The organism is Noviherbaspirillum malthae, from assembly GCF_015352985.1.
In the GTDB taxonomy this organism is placed as follows: Bacteria; Pseudomonadota; Gammaproteobacteria; order Burkholderiales; family Burkholderiaceae_D; genus Noviherbaspirillum; species Noviherbaspirillum malthae.
Genome location: NZ_JACYXF010000004.1, coordinates 233,479 through 252,877 on the forward strand (window position 1 = coordinate 233,479; position 19,399 = coordinate 252,877).

Consider the following 19,399-nt stretch of genomic DNA (forward strand, 5'->3'; position numbering starts at 1 on the left):
TTCTGCATTGCAGAAATATGTTCTGATATTTTGCACATATTCCGGAAGACTCCTTATAATCGCCAACACAAACTGCACGATCGTTCGCATTACCGGCCAGTCAGGCTTGGCGCTGCCATGATCGGTTCACAAGCAGACATTTCGGGAATAGTTGGGAGACAAGATGCACACGACAACGATGCGGTCCGGCGCCTCTGCTGCAAAGACGGCCAGGAGCAGTATTGCGAGCGTGCCGGGACGCCATGGCGTCGACTTGTTCGAATCCTGATCAACCCGAAGGGCCTGCAACAGACATTCCTCTGCCGGTCTGCCAACCGGTGAATACCAGGATCTTTCATCCACGCCACAACAGCAAAGGAATCAACCATGTCGTTTCCACATCGTCCGCGCCGCAATTTCATCAAGGGCTCGCTGGCGCTCGGCGCCACGATCGCATTTCCGGCCCTGGCTCAGGCCCAGGAAAAGTATCCGTCCCGTCCTATTCGCCTTCTCTGTCCATGGCCGGCCGGCGGCTCCACCGACGTGGTCATGCGCGCAATCGGCGACAGCTTCTCCAAGCAGATCGGCGGCACGGTCATCATTGAGAACAAGCCGGGCGCCGGCGGCATCCTCGGCGCAGGCGAGCTGGCCCGTGCCCAGCCCGACGGCTATACCCTGTCGCAGCTGCCGCTGGGCATCTTCCGCCTGCCGCACATGCAGAAAGTGTCCTTCGATCCGATGAAGGACCTGACCTACATCGCCTGCATGACCGGTTATACCTTCGGCATGGTGGTTCGCTCGGATTCGCCGATCAAGTCGGTGAAAGAGCTCGTCGACTATGCGAAGGCAAATCCTGACGGTTTCACCTACGGCTCGACCGGCACCGGCACCACGCCGCACCTGGTAGTCGAACAGTTCGCCCGCCGTGCCGGCATCAAGCTGCTGCACGTGCCGTTCAAGGGCAATGCCGACGGCATGCAGGCCCTGCTCGGCGGCCATGTGATGGGCCACAGCGACGCCACCGGCTGGGCTTCGGCCGTCGAAGCCGGCCGTGCCCGCCTGCTGGCGACCTACGGCAGCAAGCGCACCAAGCGCTGGCCGAACGTGCCGACCCTGCTGGAACTCGGCTACCAGACCGTGTCCGATTCGCCGTTCGGCATCGGCGGACCGAAGGGCATGGACCCGGCCCTGGTCAGGCGGCTCCAAGATGCATTCAAGAAAACGCTCGAAGATCCGACCGTCATTGCGGTGCTGGACAAATTCGACCAGCCGATCATCTACAAGGACAGCGCCGCCTATACCAAATTCGCGCACGACACCTTCAAGGAAGAGAAGGAAACCGTCGAGAGCCTGGGGCTGGCAAAGGCCAGCTGATATATTCAAGCCGTAATCCGGCGCATCAGGCAGCAAACTGAAAAAGGGCAGGCTTCCCAAGCTTGCCCTTTTTGCATTCCATGGACTGCCGATGCGTAAAATTACTGGCTTGCCCCGCCGTACGGGAACGCCTTCTTTTTACTCGGGTCCACTTGAAAGCGCAGCGTCCGGCCTCACTTAATGCTTCGAGATTATCGAAGCTAACCAACCATAAACCTCGGTTTTTATCCTAGGCAGCCTGAGTTATCCTGCGTCGTGTAGTCATTTACAACGGTCCGTCCTTTTTCACAGCCGGCGGCCGTTTACCCGAGGAGGTGTTGTGAACAAGAAATACCCGCAAGCCGCTATCTGGGCTGCCATCATGTTTTTCATTTTCTTCATCTTCGGGCAATCGCTCGGCGGCGGCAGCGGTGCTTCATCCTCCGCCAAAGCGATCGCGTATTCGGAATTGATCACCGAGATCAAGGCCGGAAACATCAAGGAGGCAACGATCGAAGGAGAACGCATCACCGCGGTGACCAGCGGCGGTACCGTCCTCAGCTCCACCACCACGCTGCTTGACCGCGGCCTGATCAGCGATCTCATCAACAACAACGTCCGCTTCGACGTCAAGAATCCCGAAGGCCCGTCTTTCCTGTCGCAGCTGTTCATTTCCTGGTTCCCGATGCTGCTTCTCATCGGCGTCTGGGTCTTCTTCATGACCAAGTCGCAGGGCAAGGGAGGCATGGGCGGCGTGCTGTCGATCGGCAAGTCGAAGGCGCGCATGCTCGACGAAAAGAGCAACCGCATCACTTTCGCCGACGTCGCAGGCTGCGATGAAGCCAAGGAGGAAGTCGGCGAAATCGTGGACTTCCTGCGCGATCCGCGCAAGTTCCAGCAACTGGGCGGCCGCGTGCCGCACGGCGTGCTGATGGTCGGTCCGCCCGGCACCGGCAAGACCCTGCTGGCGCGTGCGATCGCCGGCGAGGCCCGCGTGCCCTTCTTCACCATTTCCGGCTCGGACTTCGTTGAAATGTTCGTCGGTGTCGGCGCATCCCGCGTGCGCGACATGTTCCGCATGGCCAAGGAGCACGCGCCCTGCATCATCTTCATCGACGAGATCGACGCGGTCGGCCGCCAGCGCGGAAGCGGCATGGGCGGCGGCAACGACGAACGTGAACAGACACTCAACCAGATGCTGGTGGAGATGGACGGCTTCGAAGGCAATTCCGGGGTCATCGTGATCGCCGCCACCAACCGCGCCGACGTGCTGGACAAGGCGCTGCTGCGTCCCGGCCGTTTCGACCGCCAGGTGATGGTCGGCCTGCCCGACATCCGCGGCCGCGAACAGATCCTGAACGTGCATCTGCGCAAGGTGCCGATCGCACGCGACGTCGAGCCGCATGTCTTGGCACGCGGAACGCCCGGCTTCTCCGGCGCCGAACTGGCCAACCTGGTGAATGAAGCCGCCCTGTTTGCTGCACGCCGCAACAAGCAGATCGTCGACATGCGCGACTTCGAAGACGCCAAGGACAAGATCATCATGGGTCCGGAGCGCAAGTCCGCAGTCATGCGCGAAGAAGAACGCCGCAACACCGCGTACCACGAGTCCGGCCATGCGGTGGTGGCGTCCCTGCTGCCCAAGGCCGATCCGGTGCACAAGGTCACCATCATGCCGCGCGGCTTTGCGCTCGGCCTGACCTGGCAGCTGCCCGAGCATGACCGCGTGAACATGTACAAGGACAAGATGCTGGAAGACATTTCCATCTTGTTCGGAGGCCGAATTGCGGAAGAACTGTTCATGAATCAGCAGTCGACCGGCGCATCGAATGACTTCGAACGTGCGACCAAGCTGGCGCGTGCGATGGTGACCCGCTACGGCATGTCCGAAACCTTGGGCACCATGGTGTATGTGGACGACGACCAGCAATCGCCTTTCGGGCCGTCTCCGTCGGTATCGGAAGAGACGCAGCAGAAGGTCGATGCGGAAATCCGCGATATCATCGACCGCCAGTATGCATTGGCGCGCCGCCTGCTCGAGGAAAACCGCGACAAGGTTGAAGCCATGACCAAGGCACTGCTCGACTGGGAAAGCATCGATGCCGACCAGATCAAGGACATCATGTCCGGCAATGAACCGCGTCCGCCGAAATATGACGTCCCCAAGAAGACGAACCAGCCTTCGGATCCTGCCTCTCCCAATGTCGTTGCTCCGGCATAACAGATGACTCCTCCCGCCCGGGCTTGCCCGGGCGGCTTCTTTCCGGCATTCCTGATTCCGCCGGATTCGCTTCCCTCCTCTCTGTTTCCTTCCGCACTTTTTGCACGCACTGCAAACATTGGGCTGCTTCGCCGTGCCCGTTGTCGGCGTGGCGACTGCAGAAAAATGATGCATTGCCGAAAGATGATTGATCTACTTAAAGGCGCGCTTTCGGCTGCGGCTATTCGTTCGAGTTTGCCGATTAAACTTGGCAAGTTTGTCCGGCTTTTCGCTTCACTCACCGTATAGCAAACGGAAACCGCCCATTGGTTTCCTGTGCCCCCGACGAATAACAATCAACCATTGAGGATTCAGGCATGACGATCCGCAAGACGCTTTTACCCGCGCTCGGCGCCATTGCCGCATCGCTGCTTGTCGCAGCCTGCGGCACGTCAAACACGCCGGCCGTATCGGCTCCGGCAACCCCGATCATCATCTCGACCACCGCACCGGCTCCGACGCAGGTCGCAGCGGACAAGGTCATGGTGCAATGGCTGGGACAGGCGGCAACGAAGATCACTACACCTGGCGGCAAGGTGATCGTCATCGACCCGTGGCTCACCACCAACCCGAAAACACCGGAGGGTTTCAAGCGGCTGGAAGCGCTGGGCAAGGTCGACCTTATCCTGGTGACGCATGCGCACACGGACCATTTCGCCGATGCACCCGCGCTGGCGCAGCTCAACAATGCGCCGGTCTACGGCCCGGCCGGATTGAACCAGTCCATGGTTCACCTCGGCATGCTGCCGGCCAATCTGTCGCCGCGCTTCAACAAGGGCGGCACCATTACGCCGATCGGCCCCAATATCAAGATCACCGCCACGCATGCGCAGCACAGTTCGGAACTGGTCTGGCGCAACCCGGCCACCGGCAAGGAGGAAACCCATGTCGGCGGCGAAGCGATGGGCTTCATCATCGAGCTTGAGAACGGATTCAAGATTTACCATATGGGCGATACCGGCCTCTTCGGCGACATGCGGCTGATCGGCGATTACTACCAGCCCGACCTGGTGCTGATACCGATCGGCGGCCATTTCGTGATGGATCCGAAGGATGCCGCGACAGCCACGGTCCACATGCTCAAGCCGAAATACGCGATCCCCATCCACTACGGCACCTCGCCCCAGTTGAAGGGTACGCCGGCCGAATACATCAGCGCCATCGGCAATGCGCCGGTGCGCGTCGTGACGATGAATCCGGGTGAAGCTTACCAGTTCTGAACTTTTACCTCAGCACCGTCCGCGTCCGCCACATGGCGGCGCGACGGGCCAATCAAACTGCCGCGCAAACGCGGCATCTCCGAATGCCATCCAGCAAAGGAAGGCAGCGCTGCCGGAAACCGGAGCGCAGGCCGGTCTGCGGCATGTCGTGCCCATACTCGTACCGGCCGGATTTGCACCATGAATGACAAAGGGAGTTTATGCATAGACGTGATTTTCTGAGAGGAGCGGTGGCCCTGGCGGCGGCCGGCTTTCATTCATCCCCCCTCTTCGCAGCGGCGTCGGCACCGCGTCCGCTCAAATACGTCGGCCAGCCGCAAGCCTTCGACTACGCATGGCTCAAGGGCCATGCGCGGCAGCTCGCGGCCGAAGCCTACAAACCGCCTGCCGAGAAGCTTCCGCCGGAAGTGGAAAAGCTCGACTGGGACCAGTACCAGGCAATCCAGTACCGCGCAGATCACGCCTTGTGGGCCAGCGAGCCGTCGCTGTTCCAGGCCAAGTTCTTTCACCTCGGCCTGTTCTTCAAGACGCCGGTGCATATCCATGAACTGGCCAATGGCCAGGCAAGGGAGATCGCCTACGATCCGGCCATGTTCGATTACGGCAAGAGCGGCCTGCATCCGCGCAAGCTGCCGAAGGACCTCGGCTTCGCCGGCTTCCGGCTCAACTTCCATACCGACCTCACACGCGACGTCACCGCCTTTCTCGGCGCCAGTTACTTCCGCGCGGTTGGATCGGACTGGCAGTACGGCCTGTCGGCGCGCGGTCTCGCCATCGACTGCGGCATGGACCGCCCCGAGGAATTCCCGATGTTTACCAAGTTCTGGCTGGAGCGGCCGGAGAAGAATTCGACACGGCTGGTGGTTTATGCGCTGCTCGATTCGCCCAGCATTGCAGGCGCCTATCGCTTCGAGATGGAACCGGGCGCCAACTTCGTGATGGATGTCGATGTCGCTCTCTATCCGCGCAAGACCATCGAACGGCTCGGCATCGCGCCGCTGACCAGCATGTTCCAGTACGGCGAGAACGACCGCCACATCGCAGCGGCCAATGACTGGCGGCCCGAGATCCACGACTCGGACGGCCTGTCCATGTTGCGCGGCAATGGAGAATGGATATGGCGGCCGCTGACCAATCCCGCGCAGCTGCGCTTCAATGCCTATCAGGACGAAAGTCCGCGCGGCTTCGGCCTGCTGCAGCGTGACCGCAATTTCGACCACTATCAGGACGACGGCGTGTTCTACGAGAAGCGCCCCAGTCTCTGGATAGAACCGAAAGCCGGTTGGGGCAAGGGCTCGATCCAGCTGGTCGAGATCCCGACCGTGGACGAGACCTTCGACAACATCGTCGCCTTCTGGAACCCGGCCGAGAAGCCCCAGCCTGGGAAGGAATACCTGTATGCCTACCGCATGCACTGGGGACGCAATATTCCCCTGTCGCCGCTGCTGGCCACGGTGGCGGCGACGCGTACCGGCATCGGCGGCGTGATCGGGCAGAAGCGCAAGTATTTTTCCTGGCGCTTCGTGATCGATTTCGTCGGCGGCAATCTCAAACTGCTGGGCAAGGATGCGAAGGTGCTGCCGGTCATCAGCGCGTCACGCGGCGAAGTGGAACTGAGTTCGGCGCGGCCGCTCGACGATATCCAGGGCTACCGGGTGATGTTCGACCTCAAGCCGACCGACGACAGCGTCGCGCCCATCGATTTGCGCGTCTACATGACCGCCGGCGGCGCACCGCTGTGCGAGACCTGGCTGTATCAGTGGACCCCGCCTGCCGCACAGATGCGCCAGCTTTGATCGCTACGTCTGCCGGAACAGCGCAATCGTCTCCAGCAGATTGCGCGTCGCGCCTTCGAGCGAGGCATGGGCGCGATGAGCGACGCCGATGTGGCGCATTAGCTTCGGTGCAAGCGGGACGATGCGCATGCCCTGCATCCATTCCGCCTTGGCGGCATCTTCGAGCGGCAGGACGGCAGCGCCGTAGCCCGCCGCCACGAGGCTCTTCATCGCCTCCGTATAGTTGAGTTCGATGCGGGCGCGCGGATTGCAGCCGGCCTGTGCGAACCACTCCATCGTGATGCGATACATCTGGGTGGTCGAATCATTGAAGATGAGCGGCTTGCCGGCCAGCCAGTCCGGGGTGATTTCCTGCGGCGACTCCCAGTGCGCGGGCAGGTAGGCAGCCATCGGATCGCTGCGCCAGTGCGAGACCACGATATCGCGCATGCCGGGCAGCGGCGTGGCGACCAGGCCGATATCCAGCGTGCCCTGCGCCAGTCGCGCCATGGTTTCGGATGAGCCGAGGATATTGACTTCCACGTCGATGTCCGGAAAGGCCTGCTCCATTTCCTTGAGCACCTGTGGCAGCAGATACACGACGACACCGGTCGACGTGCCGAGACGCACGCGGCCGACCCGCCCTTCGACATGCCTGCGCACGGCATCCACCGTATCGTCGGCCTCGCGCAGCAGGCGCCGCGCGCGTTCTATCAGTACGCCGCCGACTACCGTCGGCTGGATTCTCCGTCCGCCGCGGATGACAAGCGGCGCGCCGAAACGGCCTTCAAGTTCGCTGATATGCAGACTGACGGTCGGCTGAGCAAGGTGCAGCGCCGTGGCGGCCGCCGAAAAACTGCCGAGATCGACAATCGTCACTAGCGTGCGTAACTGGTCCAGGTTTAATTCGCGCATCAGAAAAGCTGATAAATTCAATCAGAATACTCAACTTTACTAATATAGCATCGTCTCCGATCATGAAACCATCTCACAAGGCACATGGAGGAAGTCATGATCAGTATGCAAGCGGTGTTGGCCGGACTGCGGGCGATTGCACCGAAGGCTTCGGCACTGCGGACACGGCAGGAAAGGGAATTGCGCAGTATGGGCGACCGTGAACTTAGTGACCTGGGAATCGGAGCGAGCGAAATCCCTTACCTGTTCCGCGAAACGAAGTTGGATGTCGCCTGCATTACAGCCACGACCCCGCTTGCGACAAGCGTCGGTCTATCGAAGGCAGCCACCAATCGAGAGCTTGCACTATGGCAATATTCACCTTAGAATTTCTCCAAGGCAATTAAATGCAGCAGCGGCCGGCTTTTCCCTACTTTCATCTGGTGATCGAACATGCAGGTTTCCACATCCAAGCTTCCCGAGCTGGCCATCGATGAAGTGGTGAAATCGATCCAGATTCCTGCCCGCCCTGAGCTTCTGGCAAACCTGCAGCGGGAATTGATGCAGGACGATCCGGATCCAAACCAGATTTCGATTCTGGTCAGCCGCGACGTTGCGTTGTCGGCGACCCTGCTGCGCACCGCCAATTCTCCGTTCTACGGCCTCAAGCGCAAGGCGGAAACCGTCAAGCAGGCGATTTCCTATATCGGCCTGACGCAATGCGCATCGATCATGATGGGCCCTCATTGCACGGAAGACCGTCAACACCAGCAGTCCGCTCCTGACCCGCTTCTGGGACGCCGCCGACAAGCGCGCCCATGCGATGTCGCTGCTGTCGCGCGAGCTGCGCGTTGCCGCTCCCGACGTCGCGCATACCTTCGGCTTGTTCTGCGATATCGGTATTCCGCTGCTGATTAACCGCTTCCCCGATTACATCGATACCCTGCGCCTGGCCAACGAAACGGTCGGCGAGCGTTTCACCACCATCGAGGATCAGCGCCACCATACCTCGCATGCCACCATCGGTGCGCTTCTGGCGAAGAACTGGGGCCTGTCCGGCGACGTCGCCATGGCGATCCGCCTACACCATGAATACGAAATCCTTGCCGACAGCATCACGCCGGACCTGATCAAGGGCCTGATCGCACTGAGCCTGGTCGTCGAGAAAGCGATCCAGTCCTATCGCGGCCAAAACATGCATTTCGAGTGGGACAAGGGCGGCCGCCTGGCGATGGACGCGCTCGGCATCTCCGATGACGAGATGACGGATATCTGCGAAGAGCTGCACCTGCGCTTCGACGAAGCGGGCTGATCCAACCCGGCCCGCCCTCCTGTCACATTCAGCTCCCCGCCCTGCCCGTGATCTCGGCGCCGGCATCCATTGGAAGTTTCAGGAATCGCAGCGATGCAATCATCGCCATGACGCCGAGGATCATGAAGGCGGCGCGAAAATCCTCCGGTCCGACCTGGCCGGCAGCGCGCAGCCAGCTGCTGCCGTTGAGCAGGAGGGTGGCCAATGCCACGCCCACCAGCATGCCGATCTGCTGCATCATTGCCGCCAGCGTGGATGCCGAACTGCGCTGCGCCGCATTGATGTCCGCATAGGCAATGGTATTGATCGCCGTGAACTGCATGGAGCGGGTCGCGCCGGCGAAGAACAGCACAGCCGCAATGAATGCATAGCCGGCATCCCGCGCCAGCAAAGCACAGCATGCGATCGACAGGCCCACCAGCGTGCCGTTGCAGGACAGCACCGTACGGAAGCCGAAACGGCGCAGCACCGGTGTGGTCACGGTTTTCATCAGCAGGTTGCCGGCGAAGTAGATGAACAGGAAGCTTCCTGCCTCGAAGGCATTCAAGCCGAACACCAGCTGAAACAGCAAGGGCAGCAGGTAAGGCGTGGCTGCAATCGCGACCTGAATGTAAGTGCCTGCCATGAGCGAAGCGGCAGCGAAGGTTTGCACGCCGAACGGCGACAGGTTGAGCAGGGGATTGGTTGCCCGCCGCAGATGGCGCACCGCCAGCGTGCCGCATGCCAGACCTGCAGCGATCAGCGCGAGCGGCACCTGCCAGTTCTGCCGCGCATGCGCGCTGAGCTCCAGGCCGAACAACAGCATGCCCAGCGCCAGTGCCGTCAGCAGAAAGCCGCGCACATCCAGCACCCGCTCCCTTTTCCCGGCCTGCCCTGGCACGACCAGCGCCACCAGCGTCATGCCGATCGCGCCAAGCGGAATATTGAGCAGGAAGTTCCAGCGCCAGGACGCATACTCGGTAATGAATCCGCCGATCACCGGACCGATCACCGGGGCGAACAGCGCCGGCCAGGTAATGAGCGCGGTGGCCTGCAGCAGCTCGGATTTCCTTGCGTGGCCGAGCACGATGAGGCGGCCGATGGGAATCATCATGCCGCCGCCGATGCCCTGAATCGCGCGTGCCAGCGCGAACTGCGACAGGTTCGAGGCAGAGGCGCAGCCCAGGGATGCCAGCGTGAAGACGAGGATCGCCAGCAGGAAGATGCGGCGTGCGCCGAATCGGTCGGCGGCCCAGCCGGACAAGGGCATGAACATGGCCACGGTCAGCATGTAGACGGTGACGCCGATGCTCAGCTCGACCGGCCTCACACCGAAGGACGCAGCCATCTGCGGCAGCGCCGTGTTGATGATGACGCCATCGAGCAGCGCCATGAAGAAAGTGCTCGCAACGACGAGCGCGATGAGGCGGTAACTGCCTTGTTGAGGTTCCATGAGGGGGAGGGGCGGTTTCTATTCTCGAACGGCTGCGGGCATGCTGCCACCCGAGAATATCGCACAAAACCGTCATGCGTTCCCGCAGGCGATGCCACGCCGTTCCATGCCGCGTTATGCCGAGGTACGCCGAATTATGCCGCGAGCCGGAGACGTTCTTCGATCCAGGCGAGAAACTGAAGCTTGCCGAGCGGACGGCTGTACAGGTAGCCCTGGCCCTTGTCGCATTGCAGCTCGCGGATCACCGCGGCCTGCGCCGGCGTCTCCACGCCTTCGGCCACGGTGCTCATGTCGAGGCTGTGCGCCACCCGCACCGTGGCCTCGATGAGCACGCGATGGTGCGGACTGATGTCGGCCTGGCATACGAAGGAACGGTCGATCTTGACGGTGTCGACCGGCAGCATGTGCAGGCAGGACAGCGATGAATAGCCGGTGCCGAAGTCGTCGAGCGCCAGCTTGATGCCGAGTGCCTTCAGGTCGCGCAGCCGCTGCTGCACGACATCGTCCTGGGCCGCCAGGCTTTCTGTCACTTCCAGCTGCAGGGAAGCGGAAGGCATGCCGGTCGAAGCCAGAATCTGCTGCACGCGCTGCACCAGTCCGGCATCGGCCAGCTGGGCGCGCGACAGGTTGACCGCAAGCAGGGTTGGCGCGTCCGCACCGAGCCGCTGCGTCCATTCCATGAAGTCCGCGCAGGCGGTCTCCAGCACGAATTCGCCGAGGGCGCCTATCAGTCCGCACTCTTCCGCGATGCCGATGAACTCCATCGGGGGAATGCCGCCCTTGACGGGATGACGCCAGCGCACCAGCGCCTCGGCACCGACGGCAGGCATGCCGCCCAGGTCTTGACGCAGGCCGACGATGGGCTGGTATTCGACATGCAGCGTGCGGTTGAGCAGCGCCTGCCGCAGTTCCGCTTCCATGCCGCCGCGCTTCTGCGCCCGCTCGCGCATCGCGGAATTGAACAGCGCATGGCGCGCGCCGCCGGCGCGCTTGGCTTCCGCCATCGCGATGCTGGCGTCCTGCAGCAGCACGTCGGCATCGGCTCTGGATGCATCCGGCACTACGATGCCGATGCTGAAACTGCAGACGATTTCATGCGAGTCGATCCGGTAGGGCGACTCCAGCGCGGAGAGAATGCGGCGCGCGACATTCGATGCGCTCTCGCCGTGCAGCATGCCGTCGAGGATGACGACGAATTCATCGCCGCTGAAACGCGCGGCCATCTGCAATGCATTCTGGGACGAACCGACCAGGTCCGCGCGGCGTAGCGACAGCCGCAGCCGCTCGGCAATCATGCGCAGGATATGATCGCCTACCGCATTGCCGTAACTGTCGTTGACCTGCTTGAATCGATCGCAGTTGATGAACAGCACCGCGAATTCCCGGTTATCGGCAGGCGACTGATCGATCATGCGCTGCAGGGTTTCACGCACGGCGGAGCGGTTGGGCATGCGGGTGAGGCTGTCGATGCGCGCGGCATCGTTGAGTTCGCGCATCAGCGTCTGCTGTTCGCGCTCCGCATCACGCGTCGCATCGGCAAGCACCACCATGAAGCGCTGCGGATCGAGCTTCATGATGCTGGCCGAGAGCAGCTGCGGCCCGTGGCGCTGCTGAGCTGCATGGCTGATGTCGATGCGCATCGACTCGCATACCACGCCCGATGCCGGAGCGAACTCATGCACCTTGCCTGGCAGCCAGGGAGCCAGCGGCGCAAGCACCGTGAACAGGTTTTCCAGGCGTCCGTCCGGAGCGAGCGGCATCAGCAGCTGCGCCGCCATCGGATTGAGCATGTCGATGACGCCCTCGCCGTTGACCTGCAGCAGCGCCACAGGCACCCGGTAAAGGAATTCAAGCAGCGCTTCGTAGGCTTCCTGCGGCTGGTTGCTCATGGCATCACCATGTTCAGGCGCCTGGCCTGGCCGGGATGCCAGGTGCGGATGCGGTTGCGGCCGGCCTCCTTGGCTTCGTACAGCGCCGCATCGGCACGCTTGATCAATTCATCAAGGCTGGAAACATTCGCGTCTGCGGATACGATACCGCCGCTTACCGTATAAGCGATGCGCAAGCCGTCGATTTCTACCCAGGAAGCTTCCACCGCGGCGCGCAGGCGCTCGGCCGCAGCGAACGCTTCGGGCATGCTGGTCGAGGGAAGGATCACCGCGAACTCCTCGCCGCCGATGCGTGCCACGATATCGACCTGGCGGAAGGTTTCTTGCAGCATCAGCGCAAAATGCCGCAGCACGGCATCTCCGACAGGATGGCCGTAGCGGTCATTGATGCTCTTGAAGGAATCGGCGTCGAACAGCACCAGCGACAGGGGCCGCGGAGAGCGCTTCATGCGCGACAGCTCGAGTTCGGCCGCATCGAAGAAGGCGCGGCGGTTCGCCACCCCGGTCAGGTGGTCGCACAGCAGCGCCTTGCGCCGCGATTCGCTGGCCTCGCGCTTCTCGTTGATGTCGCGAATGACCAGGCAGTATGAGTGGTCCTCCGGCAGGTCCACGTGGAGGGCGCCGGTGAATGCGGTATTGTCGCCCCGTATGCGCAGCGGCGTAATCAGGGTGCTGGCCCAGAAACGCGTGCCGTCGGCCCGGCGGCAATAACCTTCCTGCAGGCTCCATCCGTTCTGATCCGCCTCGTGAAGGCGGTCGGCCAGTCCCTCTTTGGTGGCGGCGCCTTCCGGAAAGAAGATCGAATAGGACCGGTTGTACACGCCGGCCGCGTCGAGGCCGCTGACCCGTTCTATGCTTTCATTCCATTGTTCGATGCCGCCGTCGCTGTTCAGGGGCACCAGCGCATAATCGGTCATGCCCTGCAGGATGGCATTGAGCCAGGCTTCATGCTGCTGGAGCTGGCGTTCGCGCTTGACCTGCAGGCTCACGTCGCTGATGACGGCCATCAGCCGCGCTGCGTCGAGCTTGAGCAGGGTCAGGGACAGCATCTGCGGATCGGACTTGCCGGGGATGCCCGCATTCACCTGAAGCCGGGCGGCATCGCAGATCATGCCGTAGGGTTCATTGAAGCTTGCGCACAGATGCCGCAGTTCAGGCGCAATCGTTTCCAGCGCCGTAAACAGGTTGTTCAGGTTGCCGTCGCGTGACAGGGGCATCAGCAGCTGGGCGGAAAGCGGATTGATCATCACGATCTCGCCATCCATCTTCAGCTGCGCGAGGCCGACGGGCGCAAGGTAGAGAAACTGCAGTAGCGCCTGGTGCTCTTCTTCAAGCGTTGCCATTCGCCTGTCCTCAGCCGGAACGGTCGACGAGGACATAGCGCAGTTCCGAATCAGGCCGGGCCAGCAGCCGCAAACGGACCTTGACCGGCCGCATGCGAAGGGTCAGCACGTAATCTATGACGGCATCGAGTTCGGTGGCGTTTTCCAATGCGTCCTCGAAACGCTGCGCGACCATGAAATTGTTCATGCAGGGCGCAACGCTGGTGAACATCCTCTGCCCGACCACATGCTCAGGCGCCAGACCCGCACATTCCGATTCGAAGCGGTTGTACTGCCGGACGACGGTCTCTTTGTCGAAACCGATGACGCCGAAGTCCAGCGCGTCCAGCTCCTGTTTGCTGAAGACACTCAGCAGGGGGACGATATTTTCCCGGCTGAAATCAGTGCCGTCTTCCGCCGCTGGAACCGTTCCGGTACCAGCTTTCTCAAGCGTCGCATCCGCAATTGTCATTATTCTTCTCCCAAGTCATGGCCCGTTCAAACGGACATTATTTCCTTATGGAAAGGATACTAGCACTTGACTGACATAGACAAGCTTGTGAAAGATCAATGGACAACAGGATAGCTGTTCGTTGCCAAATGATGCAACGGACACAACAATGTAGGATAGCTGACATAGACATACGAAGATGCCGCAATCTCGTAACCAGCTCGTGAAAAGACGGCGGAGGCGACAGCAGGTATTATTCAATCCGCAACTTCTTTGGGTTTATTCCATCGAAAAATACGTATATCGCAACCCATCCGAACACTTCATCAAAAGGAAAACGTCAATGACAGGTTTCAGCACCAATATCGAAAACGACACGCTAAACAACGACAAATTCCGGGTTGTGCTGCATACCACCCCGCGCATGCAGCTTGTCATCATGACACTGCAACCCGGCGAGGAAATCGGGCTCGAGCGCCATGAAGGCCACGACCAGTTCATCCGGGTCGAGGCCGGACAAGGCGTCGCGCTGCTCAACGGTGAAAAGCATGCGCTTGAGGACGGCGTGGCGGTCATCATTCCCGCCGGCACGGAACACAACGTGATCAATACCTCGACCTCCGAGCCAATGAAGCTCTACACGATCTATTCGCCGCCGGAACATCCGGACGGCATCGTCCATGCAACGAAGGCGGAAGCCGACGAATACGAGCGCCAGCACGGGCATTGATGCCATCGGCGCAAGGCAGGCGACTCTGTCTTGCGCTTGCCTTGCAATCCCATCCGCAATGCGGTTGAACCAGAGCATGTCACACCAGGCTGCCCTGGCTCGGCATCCTTCTTGCGCGTTCTGCGCCTGATAACCATTTGATGCACACTTGACGCATCCGTAGACCCGGTGCAGTCGACCGCCCGGTCGATTGACGCTGAGGTCGACTTGTGAAAGTATTTCCCACGCCGCCAGAAGCGTTTCAAAAGAGCGGTACCGACCAATTCAATGGAGACTCGCGTGAAGATCAGACATATCCTGCCGGCGGCGGCCATGGCCATTCTCGCCTCGGGCGCGGCACAGGCACAAAATCAGGCAGCGGCCCAGAATTATCCTTCCAAGCAGATTACCGTCATCGTGCCCTTCACTTCCGGCGGCACGACCGATGTCCTCGCGCGTCTCGTCGGCGCCGAACTGAGCAAGTCCTGGGGTCAGCCGGTCATCATTGAAAACAAGCCGGGTGCAGCCGCCAATACCGGCTCCGCCTTCGTGGCACGCTCGGCGCCGGACGGCTACACGCTATTGATGGGAACGGTGGGCACGCATGCAATCAATCCCGCACTGTACGGTGCCAAGATGCCTTTCGACCACATCAAGGACTTCACCCCGCTCTCGATGGTGGCCAGCGTGCCCAATGTGCTTGCGGTCAATGCCGAATGGGCCGAGCGCAACAAGATCACCGACGTGAAAACCCTGGTCGGCTATCTGAAGGCCAATCCCGGCAAGGTCAATTGCGCATCCAGCGGCGCGGGCACGTCCATCCATTTGAGCTGCGAAATGTTCAAGAGCAAGACCAAGACCGAGATCGTGCATGTGCCTTACAAGGGTTCGGCACCGGCGGTGACCGATCTGGTGGCCGGCAATGTGGAGCTCATGTTCGACAACCTGCCCTCCAGTCTCGGCCAGATCAAGGCCGGCAAGCTCAAAGCCTTGGCTGTGACCACGGCCAAGCCGATTGCCGCCTTGCCGAATGTGCCGACCGTGGCGCAAAGCGGCGGCGACCTGGCCGACTTCGAGGCCGGCAGCTGGTTCGGCCTCTTCGTGCCCGCCGGCACGCCGGCGCCCATCGTGGCCAAGCTGGAGCAGGAAGTCAGCCGTATCGTGCAGCAGCCGCAGATGCGTGAAAAGATCCTCGCACAAGGAGCAGAGCCGGTCGGCAACAAGTCGGCGGATTTCGCCGGTTATATCAAGACCGAAACCGCGAAGTGGGCCCAAGTGGTGAAAACTTCAGGCGCGCGGGTCGACTGATTTTCAATCAGCGCAGAGCTGAAGTCCGGGGCGCCTTGCCGTCCCGGAGCTTCCAGCCTGAACCTGCGCGTTTCTCCATTGCCGCTGCTTCAGCGGCACTTCATTCGTCGGCCAGCCTGAGTATATCGTCGACGCGGTAGGGTTTTTCCAGGAACTCGAAGTCCCCCAGATAGCCGTGTCCCGATTCGATGGCGGGATTGGGGTAGCCCGACACCAGGATGATCTTCAGCCGGGGATTCAACTCGCGCGCCTTGTACGCAAGCTGCAACCCGCTCATGCCCGGCATGACCACGTCGCTCAGGAGGATGTCGAAGTGCGCGCCTTTCTGCAGCATGGCCAACGCGGCTTCGGCACTGCTTGCCTTGACTACGTCGAAACCATAGGCGGTCAGCAGATCGAAAGTGATCTCAAGCAAGTCGGGATCATCGTCGACAAGCAGCAAGCGGTGAGCCTGCAGTTCGGATGAGTCGTGGACCCTCGCCCGCGGACCAGTGCCCTTCCATGCCTCCGTCCGCCTTCCGCTACCAGCCAAACGGGAAAAATTGGATACCCTCATTGTTCGCAACCATTACGTATCGCATCTCTTCGCTATTCAATGGCCGTGCTGACGGCTGCGGCATCTGGAATATTTACGATGCGGCGGCACTATTTACGCGCCGCCTCAGCAAGGCCTGCCATTGGGCCGCAACCGCCGACCCATGACAAACTTGCTAAGCAAGTGCGATGCCAAAGGTATGCTACATGACAGTCGGAAGGCGAAATTTCATTTCACGGATGCGGAGCCAAGCCCTTAAATGACATAGCTCAATCGCAATTTTTTTCGCCGGTCCCCGAGGATGCTGCGCAGATCTTCTATCGTCGTCTGCGCGCATTCCGCCATCCACAGCAGCATGGACGCACTGATGGTCAGTTCGCCCGTGCGAATCTTTTGAAGCACCTTGGCGGAAACATTCAGGCGCTGCGACAACTCTTTGTCGCCGGCAATACCGAGTCGCTCCATCAGGGCATTGAGCAAGCGGTTCGGGTCGTATTTTGAATAAGTAGAAGCAATCGTGTTTTCCATAAGTCTTCGCTAAGCAACTGGTACTGCGGACGAACTAGGCAGCCGATCTGATCGGGCCAGCCCGGATTTCAAACTCCAAATCGGACAGATAAATAAAATGGGGGCTGCAATGGCTGATGCAAGGGGTACTGCAGGTCCATTGCAGGCGGGTGGAGCTCGCCATTTCCCGACCTTCCCGCCCGAGTTAAGATGCCTGCTCACATGGACTTAAAGAAAACCCAGCACATGCATTCCCCAGCGGACGACAAGCCTGTACAGACACTGAAGCCAACATTAAGTGGCGGCGCCATCGTGCTGCTGGCAACGCTTTACTGCGCACAGGGATTGCCTTCAGGACTGATTGCACATTCCCTGCCGGTGATGCTGCGCCAGCACGGCGTCGATATTGCAACGATCGGCATGCTCAAGCTGCTGGCCCTGCCATGGATGCTGAAGGTATTGTGGGCGCCGTGGATAGATCGGATTGCTTCGCAGCGATTGGGCCGCCATCGCGGTTGGATCCTGCCGATGCAAGCCAGCGTCATTGCCATGCTGGTCGGAGTGGCGCTGCTGCCGCCGGATGCACTGTTCGGTACTTACCTGCCGGTGCTGCTGGGAATGCTGCTTCTCATTAACCTGGCGGCATCGACCCAGGACATCGCCACCGATGGGCTGGCGGTGCGCATGCTGCCTTCGCGCTGGCGCGGCCTCGGCAACAGCCTGCAGGTCGGCGGCTACAAGATAGGCATGATCGTCAGCGGCAGCCTGTTGCTGCTGGTAGTCGACGACTGGGGCTGGAACGCTTCGGTCGGTATCGTGGCTGCCCTGCTCGGGCTCATGAGCCTTCCCGTACTGCTGTTTCCCGAGAGGAGGCGCCTGCCGCAAACGCCGCTGTCAGATGGCACCAAGCACAGCGTTGCCGAAGGATTCGGTCCGGGCCTGCTGTTGCGTCACTATCGCGGCTTCATTGCTCGTCCCGGCATGGGCTGGTGGCTGCTGGTTGTGCTCGCTTTCAAGATAGGTGATTCGCTCGGCTCGCCGATGATCAAGCCCCTGCTGGTGGACCACGGATGGCGCTCAGCGGCAGTAGGCCAATTGACTCTTGTCAGCAGCCTCGCCGGCATCGCCGGGGCCTTTGCCGGCGGCCTGCTGTATGCCCGTCTCGGCGCAATGCGTTCGCTCATCCTGTTCGGCCTGCTGCAGGCAGCCGGTCTTGCGGCCTTCGGCTGGATTGCGCATCACGGCGCAAGCGTGCCTTTGGTGTACGGCATCGCCGTGTTCGAGCAGGTTGCCGACGGCATGTCCACCGTAGCCCTCTTCGCGATGATGATGAACCAGTGCCGCCCTGCACATGAGGGCGCCGACTATACGGTGCAAGCCTGCGCGCAGATCGTCGTGGCCGGCATGATAGGAGCGATGAGCGGCTGGTCAGCGAAGTACCTGGGTTATGCGGGCCATTTCATGCTGTCGGGATTGCTTGCCGTGCTGGCGCTGGTGCTGGCAGGGCGCCATGGGGTGCGGCATGGCGAAGCATCGAATGCCGCGCAATGGAACCCCGCAGGCGAAACTTCATGAGCCGATATCCCGGCGGGTATCTGGGCTGTCAGGCCTTTCCGCACATCTCATGCCGGGTTCTTGCCGAAGACCGGAGCCCGCTTTTCCCTGATCGCGGCCACGCCCTCCTTCGCGTCGGCCTGGCTGAAATCCATCATCTCCGCCGTGAGCGACGCTTCGAACGCCGGCCAGGCAGCCTGCAGCCAATGATTGAGGGAGCGCTTGGTTCCCTCAATTGCGGAACGGCTGCCGGCGGCAAGCCGGCGCGCGATGTCCAGGGCTTCCGCCTGCAGCTGCTCGGCATCGACCACGCGGCTCACCAGGCCGATGCGCTCGGCCTCCTCGCCGCTCACCGTCTCGCACAGCATCAGGTAATACTTGGCCTTGGCCATGCCGCACAGCAAAGGCCAGATCACCACCGCATGATCCCCTGCGGCGACGCCGAGCTTGGTATGGCCGTCGATCAGCTTGGCATTGCGCGCGGCCACGGATATGTCGGCCAGCAGCGCCACCGCGAGTCCCGCGCCGACTGCCGCGCCGTTGATGGCCGACACGATGGGCTTGCTGCAGTCGATCATGCCCCGCACGATGTCGCGCGCTTCCCGCATCACGCGCTGGCGCGCCTGCTCGGACACCAGCATGTCTTCCACCATCGCCAGTTCGCCGCCGGCGCAGAAAGCCTTGCCCTCGCTGCGCACCAGCACCGCCCTGACCTGCGGGTGCGCGGACAGGACCGGCCAGATGCCGGCGAGCGCCGCATGGCCCTGCGCATCGGTGACCGGCATGCCGCCGGCGGGCTGAAATACCAGGTGGGCGATGCCCTGTTCGTCGATATCGACGCGGAAGTTGCCAGTCTCTACGGGAAGGGAAATCGTCATGCAGGCTCCTGATAACTCATG

16 protein-coding genes and 1 pseudogene are annotated in these 19,399 nt (G+C 61.3%); 9 read left to right on the forward strand and 8 right to left on the reverse strand.

Going from position 1 to position 19,399, the window contains the following annotated elements; all coding sequences use genetic code 11:
- The first annotated feature begins 366 nt into the window (after positions 1–366).
- The 4 genes from IGW03_RS09110 (at position 367) to IGW03_RS09125 (ending at position 6,608) form a co-directional block, all read left to right on the forward strand.
- Complete coding sequence (locus tag IGW03_RS09110) at positions 367–1,353, forward strand: tripartite tricarboxylate transporter substrate binding protein (RefSeq protein WP_194722220.1); 987 nt, start codon at positions 367–369, stop codon at positions 1,351–1,353.
- A 319-nt stretch (positions 1,354–1,672) separates the two neighbouring features.
- Entirely contained in the window at positions 1,673–3,553 is a 1,881-nt protein-coding gene (gene ftsH, locus IGW03_RS09115) for an ATP-dependent zinc metalloprotease FtsH (RefSeq protein ID WP_438943631.1), read from the forward strand.
- A gap of 356 nt (positions 3,554–3,909) precedes the next feature.
- Positions 3,910–4,812 (forward strand): metal-dependent hydrolase, encoded by a 903-nt coding sequence (locus IGW03_RS09120; protein ID WP_194722221.1) that lies wholly within the window; start codon positions 3,910–3,912, stop codon positions 4,810–4,812.
- Between the two features lie 200 nt (positions 4,813–5,012).
- Complete coding sequence (locus IGW03_RS09125) at positions 5,013–6,608, forward strand: OpgD/OpgG family glucan biosynthesis protein (protein WP_194722222.1); 1,596 nt, start codon at positions 5,013–5,015, stop codon at positions 6,606–6,608.
- A gap of 3 nt (positions 6,609–6,611) precedes the next feature.
- On the opposite strand, the gene IGW03_RS09130 is transcribed toward IGW03_RS09125, so the two are convergent.
- On the reverse strand, positions 6,612–7,502 hold the full coding sequence (locus IGW03_RS09130; protein ID WP_194722223.1) for a LysR family transcriptional regulator: 891 nt from the start codon (positions 7,500–7,502) through the stop codon (positions 6,612–6,614).
- 96 nt (positions 7,503–7,598) lie between these two features.
- Here IGW03_RS09130 and IGW03_RS09135 point away from each other — a divergent pair, with 96 nt between their 5' ends.
- Positions 7,599–7,868 carry a YjiS-like domain-containing protein gene (locus IGW03_RS09135; RefSeq protein ID WP_228535263.1) on the forward strand — a complete coding sequence of 90 codons (270 nt, stop codon included), beginning with the start codon at positions 7,599–7,601 and terminating at the stop codon, positions 7,866–7,868.
- A 174-nt stretch (positions 7,869–8,042) separates the two neighbouring features.
- A pseudogene (locus tag IGW03_RS09140) lies at positions 8,043–8,793 on the forward strand (HDOD domain-containing protein).
- A gap of 28 nt (positions 8,794–8,821) precedes the next feature.
- On the opposite strand, the gene IGW03_RS09145 reads toward IGW03_RS09140, so the two are convergent.
- From IGW03_RS09145 to IGW03_RS09160, 4 genes are all read right to left on the reverse strand, one after another.
- Positions 8,822–10,225, reverse strand: coding sequence for a DHA2 family efflux MFS transporter permease subunit (locus IGW03_RS09145; RefSeq protein ID WP_194722224.1), 1,404 nt, complete (start codon positions 10,223–10,225; stop codon positions 8,822–8,824).
- Positions 10,226–10,359: 134 nt separating this feature from the next.
- Positions 10,360–12,114: a putative bifunctional diguanylate cyclase/phosphodiesterase gene (locus IGW03_RS09150; RefSeq protein WP_194722225.1), complete on the reverse strand. Its 1,755-nt coding sequence runs from the start codon at positions 12,112–12,114 to the stop codon at positions 10,360–10,362.
- On the reverse strand, positions 12,111–13,457 hold the full coding sequence (locus tag IGW03_RS09155; RefSeq protein ID WP_194722226.1) for a sensor domain-containing diguanylate cyclase: 1,347 nt from the start codon (positions 13,455–13,457) through the stop codon (positions 12,111–12,113). The genes IGW03_RS09150 and IGW03_RS09155 overlap by 4 nt, the downstream gene beginning before the upstream one ends.
- A gap of 10 nt (positions 13,458–13,467) precedes the next feature.
- Positions 13,468–13,908: a PAS domain-containing protein gene (locus tag IGW03_RS09160; protein ID WP_194722227.1), complete on the reverse strand. Its 441-nt coding sequence runs from the start codon at positions 13,906–13,908 to the stop codon at positions 13,468–13,470.
- Positions 13,909–14,230: 322 nt separating this feature from the next.
- Here IGW03_RS09160 and IGW03_RS09165 point away from each other — a divergent pair, with 322 nt between their 5' ends.
- Positions 14,231–14,617, forward strand: a complete 387-nt coding sequence (locus IGW03_RS09165) for a cupin domain-containing protein (RefSeq protein WP_194722228.1) — start codon at positions 14,231–14,233, stop codon at positions 14,615–14,617.
- A 267-nt stretch (positions 14,618–14,884) separates the two neighbouring features.
- Positions 14,885–15,904, forward strand: a complete 1,020-nt coding sequence (locus IGW03_RS09170) for a Bug family tripartite tricarboxylate transporter substrate binding protein (protein WP_194722229.1) — start codon at positions 14,885–14,887, stop codon at positions 15,902–15,904.
- A gap of 100 nt (positions 15,905–16,004) precedes the next feature.
- On the opposite strand, the gene IGW03_RS09175 is transcribed toward IGW03_RS09170, so the two are convergent.
- Both IGW03_RS09175 and IGW03_RS09180 read right to left on the reverse strand, forming a co-directional pair.
- Positions 16,005–16,346, reverse strand: a complete 342-nt coding sequence (locus IGW03_RS09175) for a response regulator (protein ID WP_194722230.1) — start codon at positions 16,344–16,346, stop codon at positions 16,005–16,007.
- Positions 16,347–16,694: 348 nt separating this feature from the next.
- Positions 16,695–16,967, reverse strand: coding sequence for a hypothetical protein (locus IGW03_RS09180; protein WP_194722231.1), 273 nt, complete (start codon positions 16,965–16,967; stop codon positions 16,695–16,697).
- A 225-nt stretch (positions 16,968–17,192) separates the two neighbouring features.
- Between IGW03_RS09180 and IGW03_RS09185 the strand changes: the two genes are divergently transcribed.
- A complete protein-coding gene (locus IGW03_RS09185; protein WP_194722232.1) occupies positions 17,193–18,521 on the forward strand; it encodes an MFS transporter in 1,329 nt (442 codons plus the stop codon).
- Positions 18,522–18,568: 47 nt separating this feature from the next.
- Here the strand turns inward: IGW03_RS09185 and IGW03_RS09190 are convergent, their stop codons facing one another.
- Positions 18,569–19,378, reverse strand: a complete 810-nt coding sequence (locus IGW03_RS09190; RefSeq protein WP_194722233.1) for an enoyl-CoA hydratase/isomerase family protein — start codon at positions 19,376–19,378, stop codon at positions 18,569–18,571.
- Between the last annotated feature and the right edge of the window lie 21 nt (positions 19,379–19,399).

Coding starts and splice junctions, on each gene's coding strand:
- IGW03_RS09110 (WP_194722220.1), top strand. CDS start 367: ATGTCGTTTCCACATCGTCCGCGCCGCAATTTCATCAAGGGCTCGCTG.
- IGW03_RS09120 (WP_194722221.1), top strand. CDS start 3,910: ATGACGATCCGCAAGACGCTTTTACCCGCGCTCGGCGCCATTGCCGCA.
- IGW03_RS09125 (WP_194722222.1), top strand. CDS start 5,013: ATGCATAGACGTGATTTTCTGAGAGGAGCGGTGGCCCTGGCGGCGGCC.
- IGW03_RS09130 (WP_194722223.1), bottom strand. CDS start 7,502: ATGCGCGAATTAAACCTGGACCAGTTACGCACGCTAGTGACGATTGTC.
- IGW03_RS09135 (WP_228535263.1), top strand. CDS start 7,599: ATGATCAGTATGCAAGCGGTGTTGGCCGGACTGCGGGCGATTGCACCG.
- IGW03_RS09145 (WP_194722224.1), bottom strand. CDS start 10,225: ATGGAACCTCAACAAGGCAGTTACCGCCTCATCGCGCTCGTCGTTGCG.
- IGW03_RS09150 (WP_194722225.1), bottom strand. CDS start 12,114: ATGAGCAACCAGCCGCAGGAAGCCTACGAAGCGCTGCTTGAATTCCTT.
- IGW03_RS09155 (WP_194722226.1), bottom strand. CDS start 13,457: ATGGCAACGCTTGAAGAAGAGCACCAGGCGCTACTGCAGTTTCTCTAC.
- IGW03_RS09160 (WP_194722227.1), bottom strand. CDS start 13,908: ATGACAATTGCGGATGCGACGCTTGAGAAAGCTGGTACCGGAACGGTT.
- IGW03_RS09165 (WP_194722228.1), top strand. CDS start 14,231: ATGACAGGTTTCAGCACCAATATCGAAAACGACACGCTAAACAACGAC.
- IGW03_RS09170 (WP_194722229.1), top strand. CDS start 14,885: ATGGAGACTCGCGTGAAGATCAGACATATCCTGCCGGCGGCGGCCATG.
- IGW03_RS09180 (WP_194722231.1), bottom strand. CDS start 16,967: ATGGAAAACACGATTGCTTCTACTTATTCAAAATACGACCCGAACCGC.
- IGW03_RS09185 (WP_194722232.1), top strand. CDS start 17,193: ATGCATTCCCCAGCGGACGACAAGCCTGTACAGACACTGAAGCCAACA.
- IGW03_RS09190 (WP_194722233.1), bottom strand. CDS start 19,378: ATGACGATTTCCCTTCCCGTAGAGACTGGCAACTTCCGCGTCGATATC.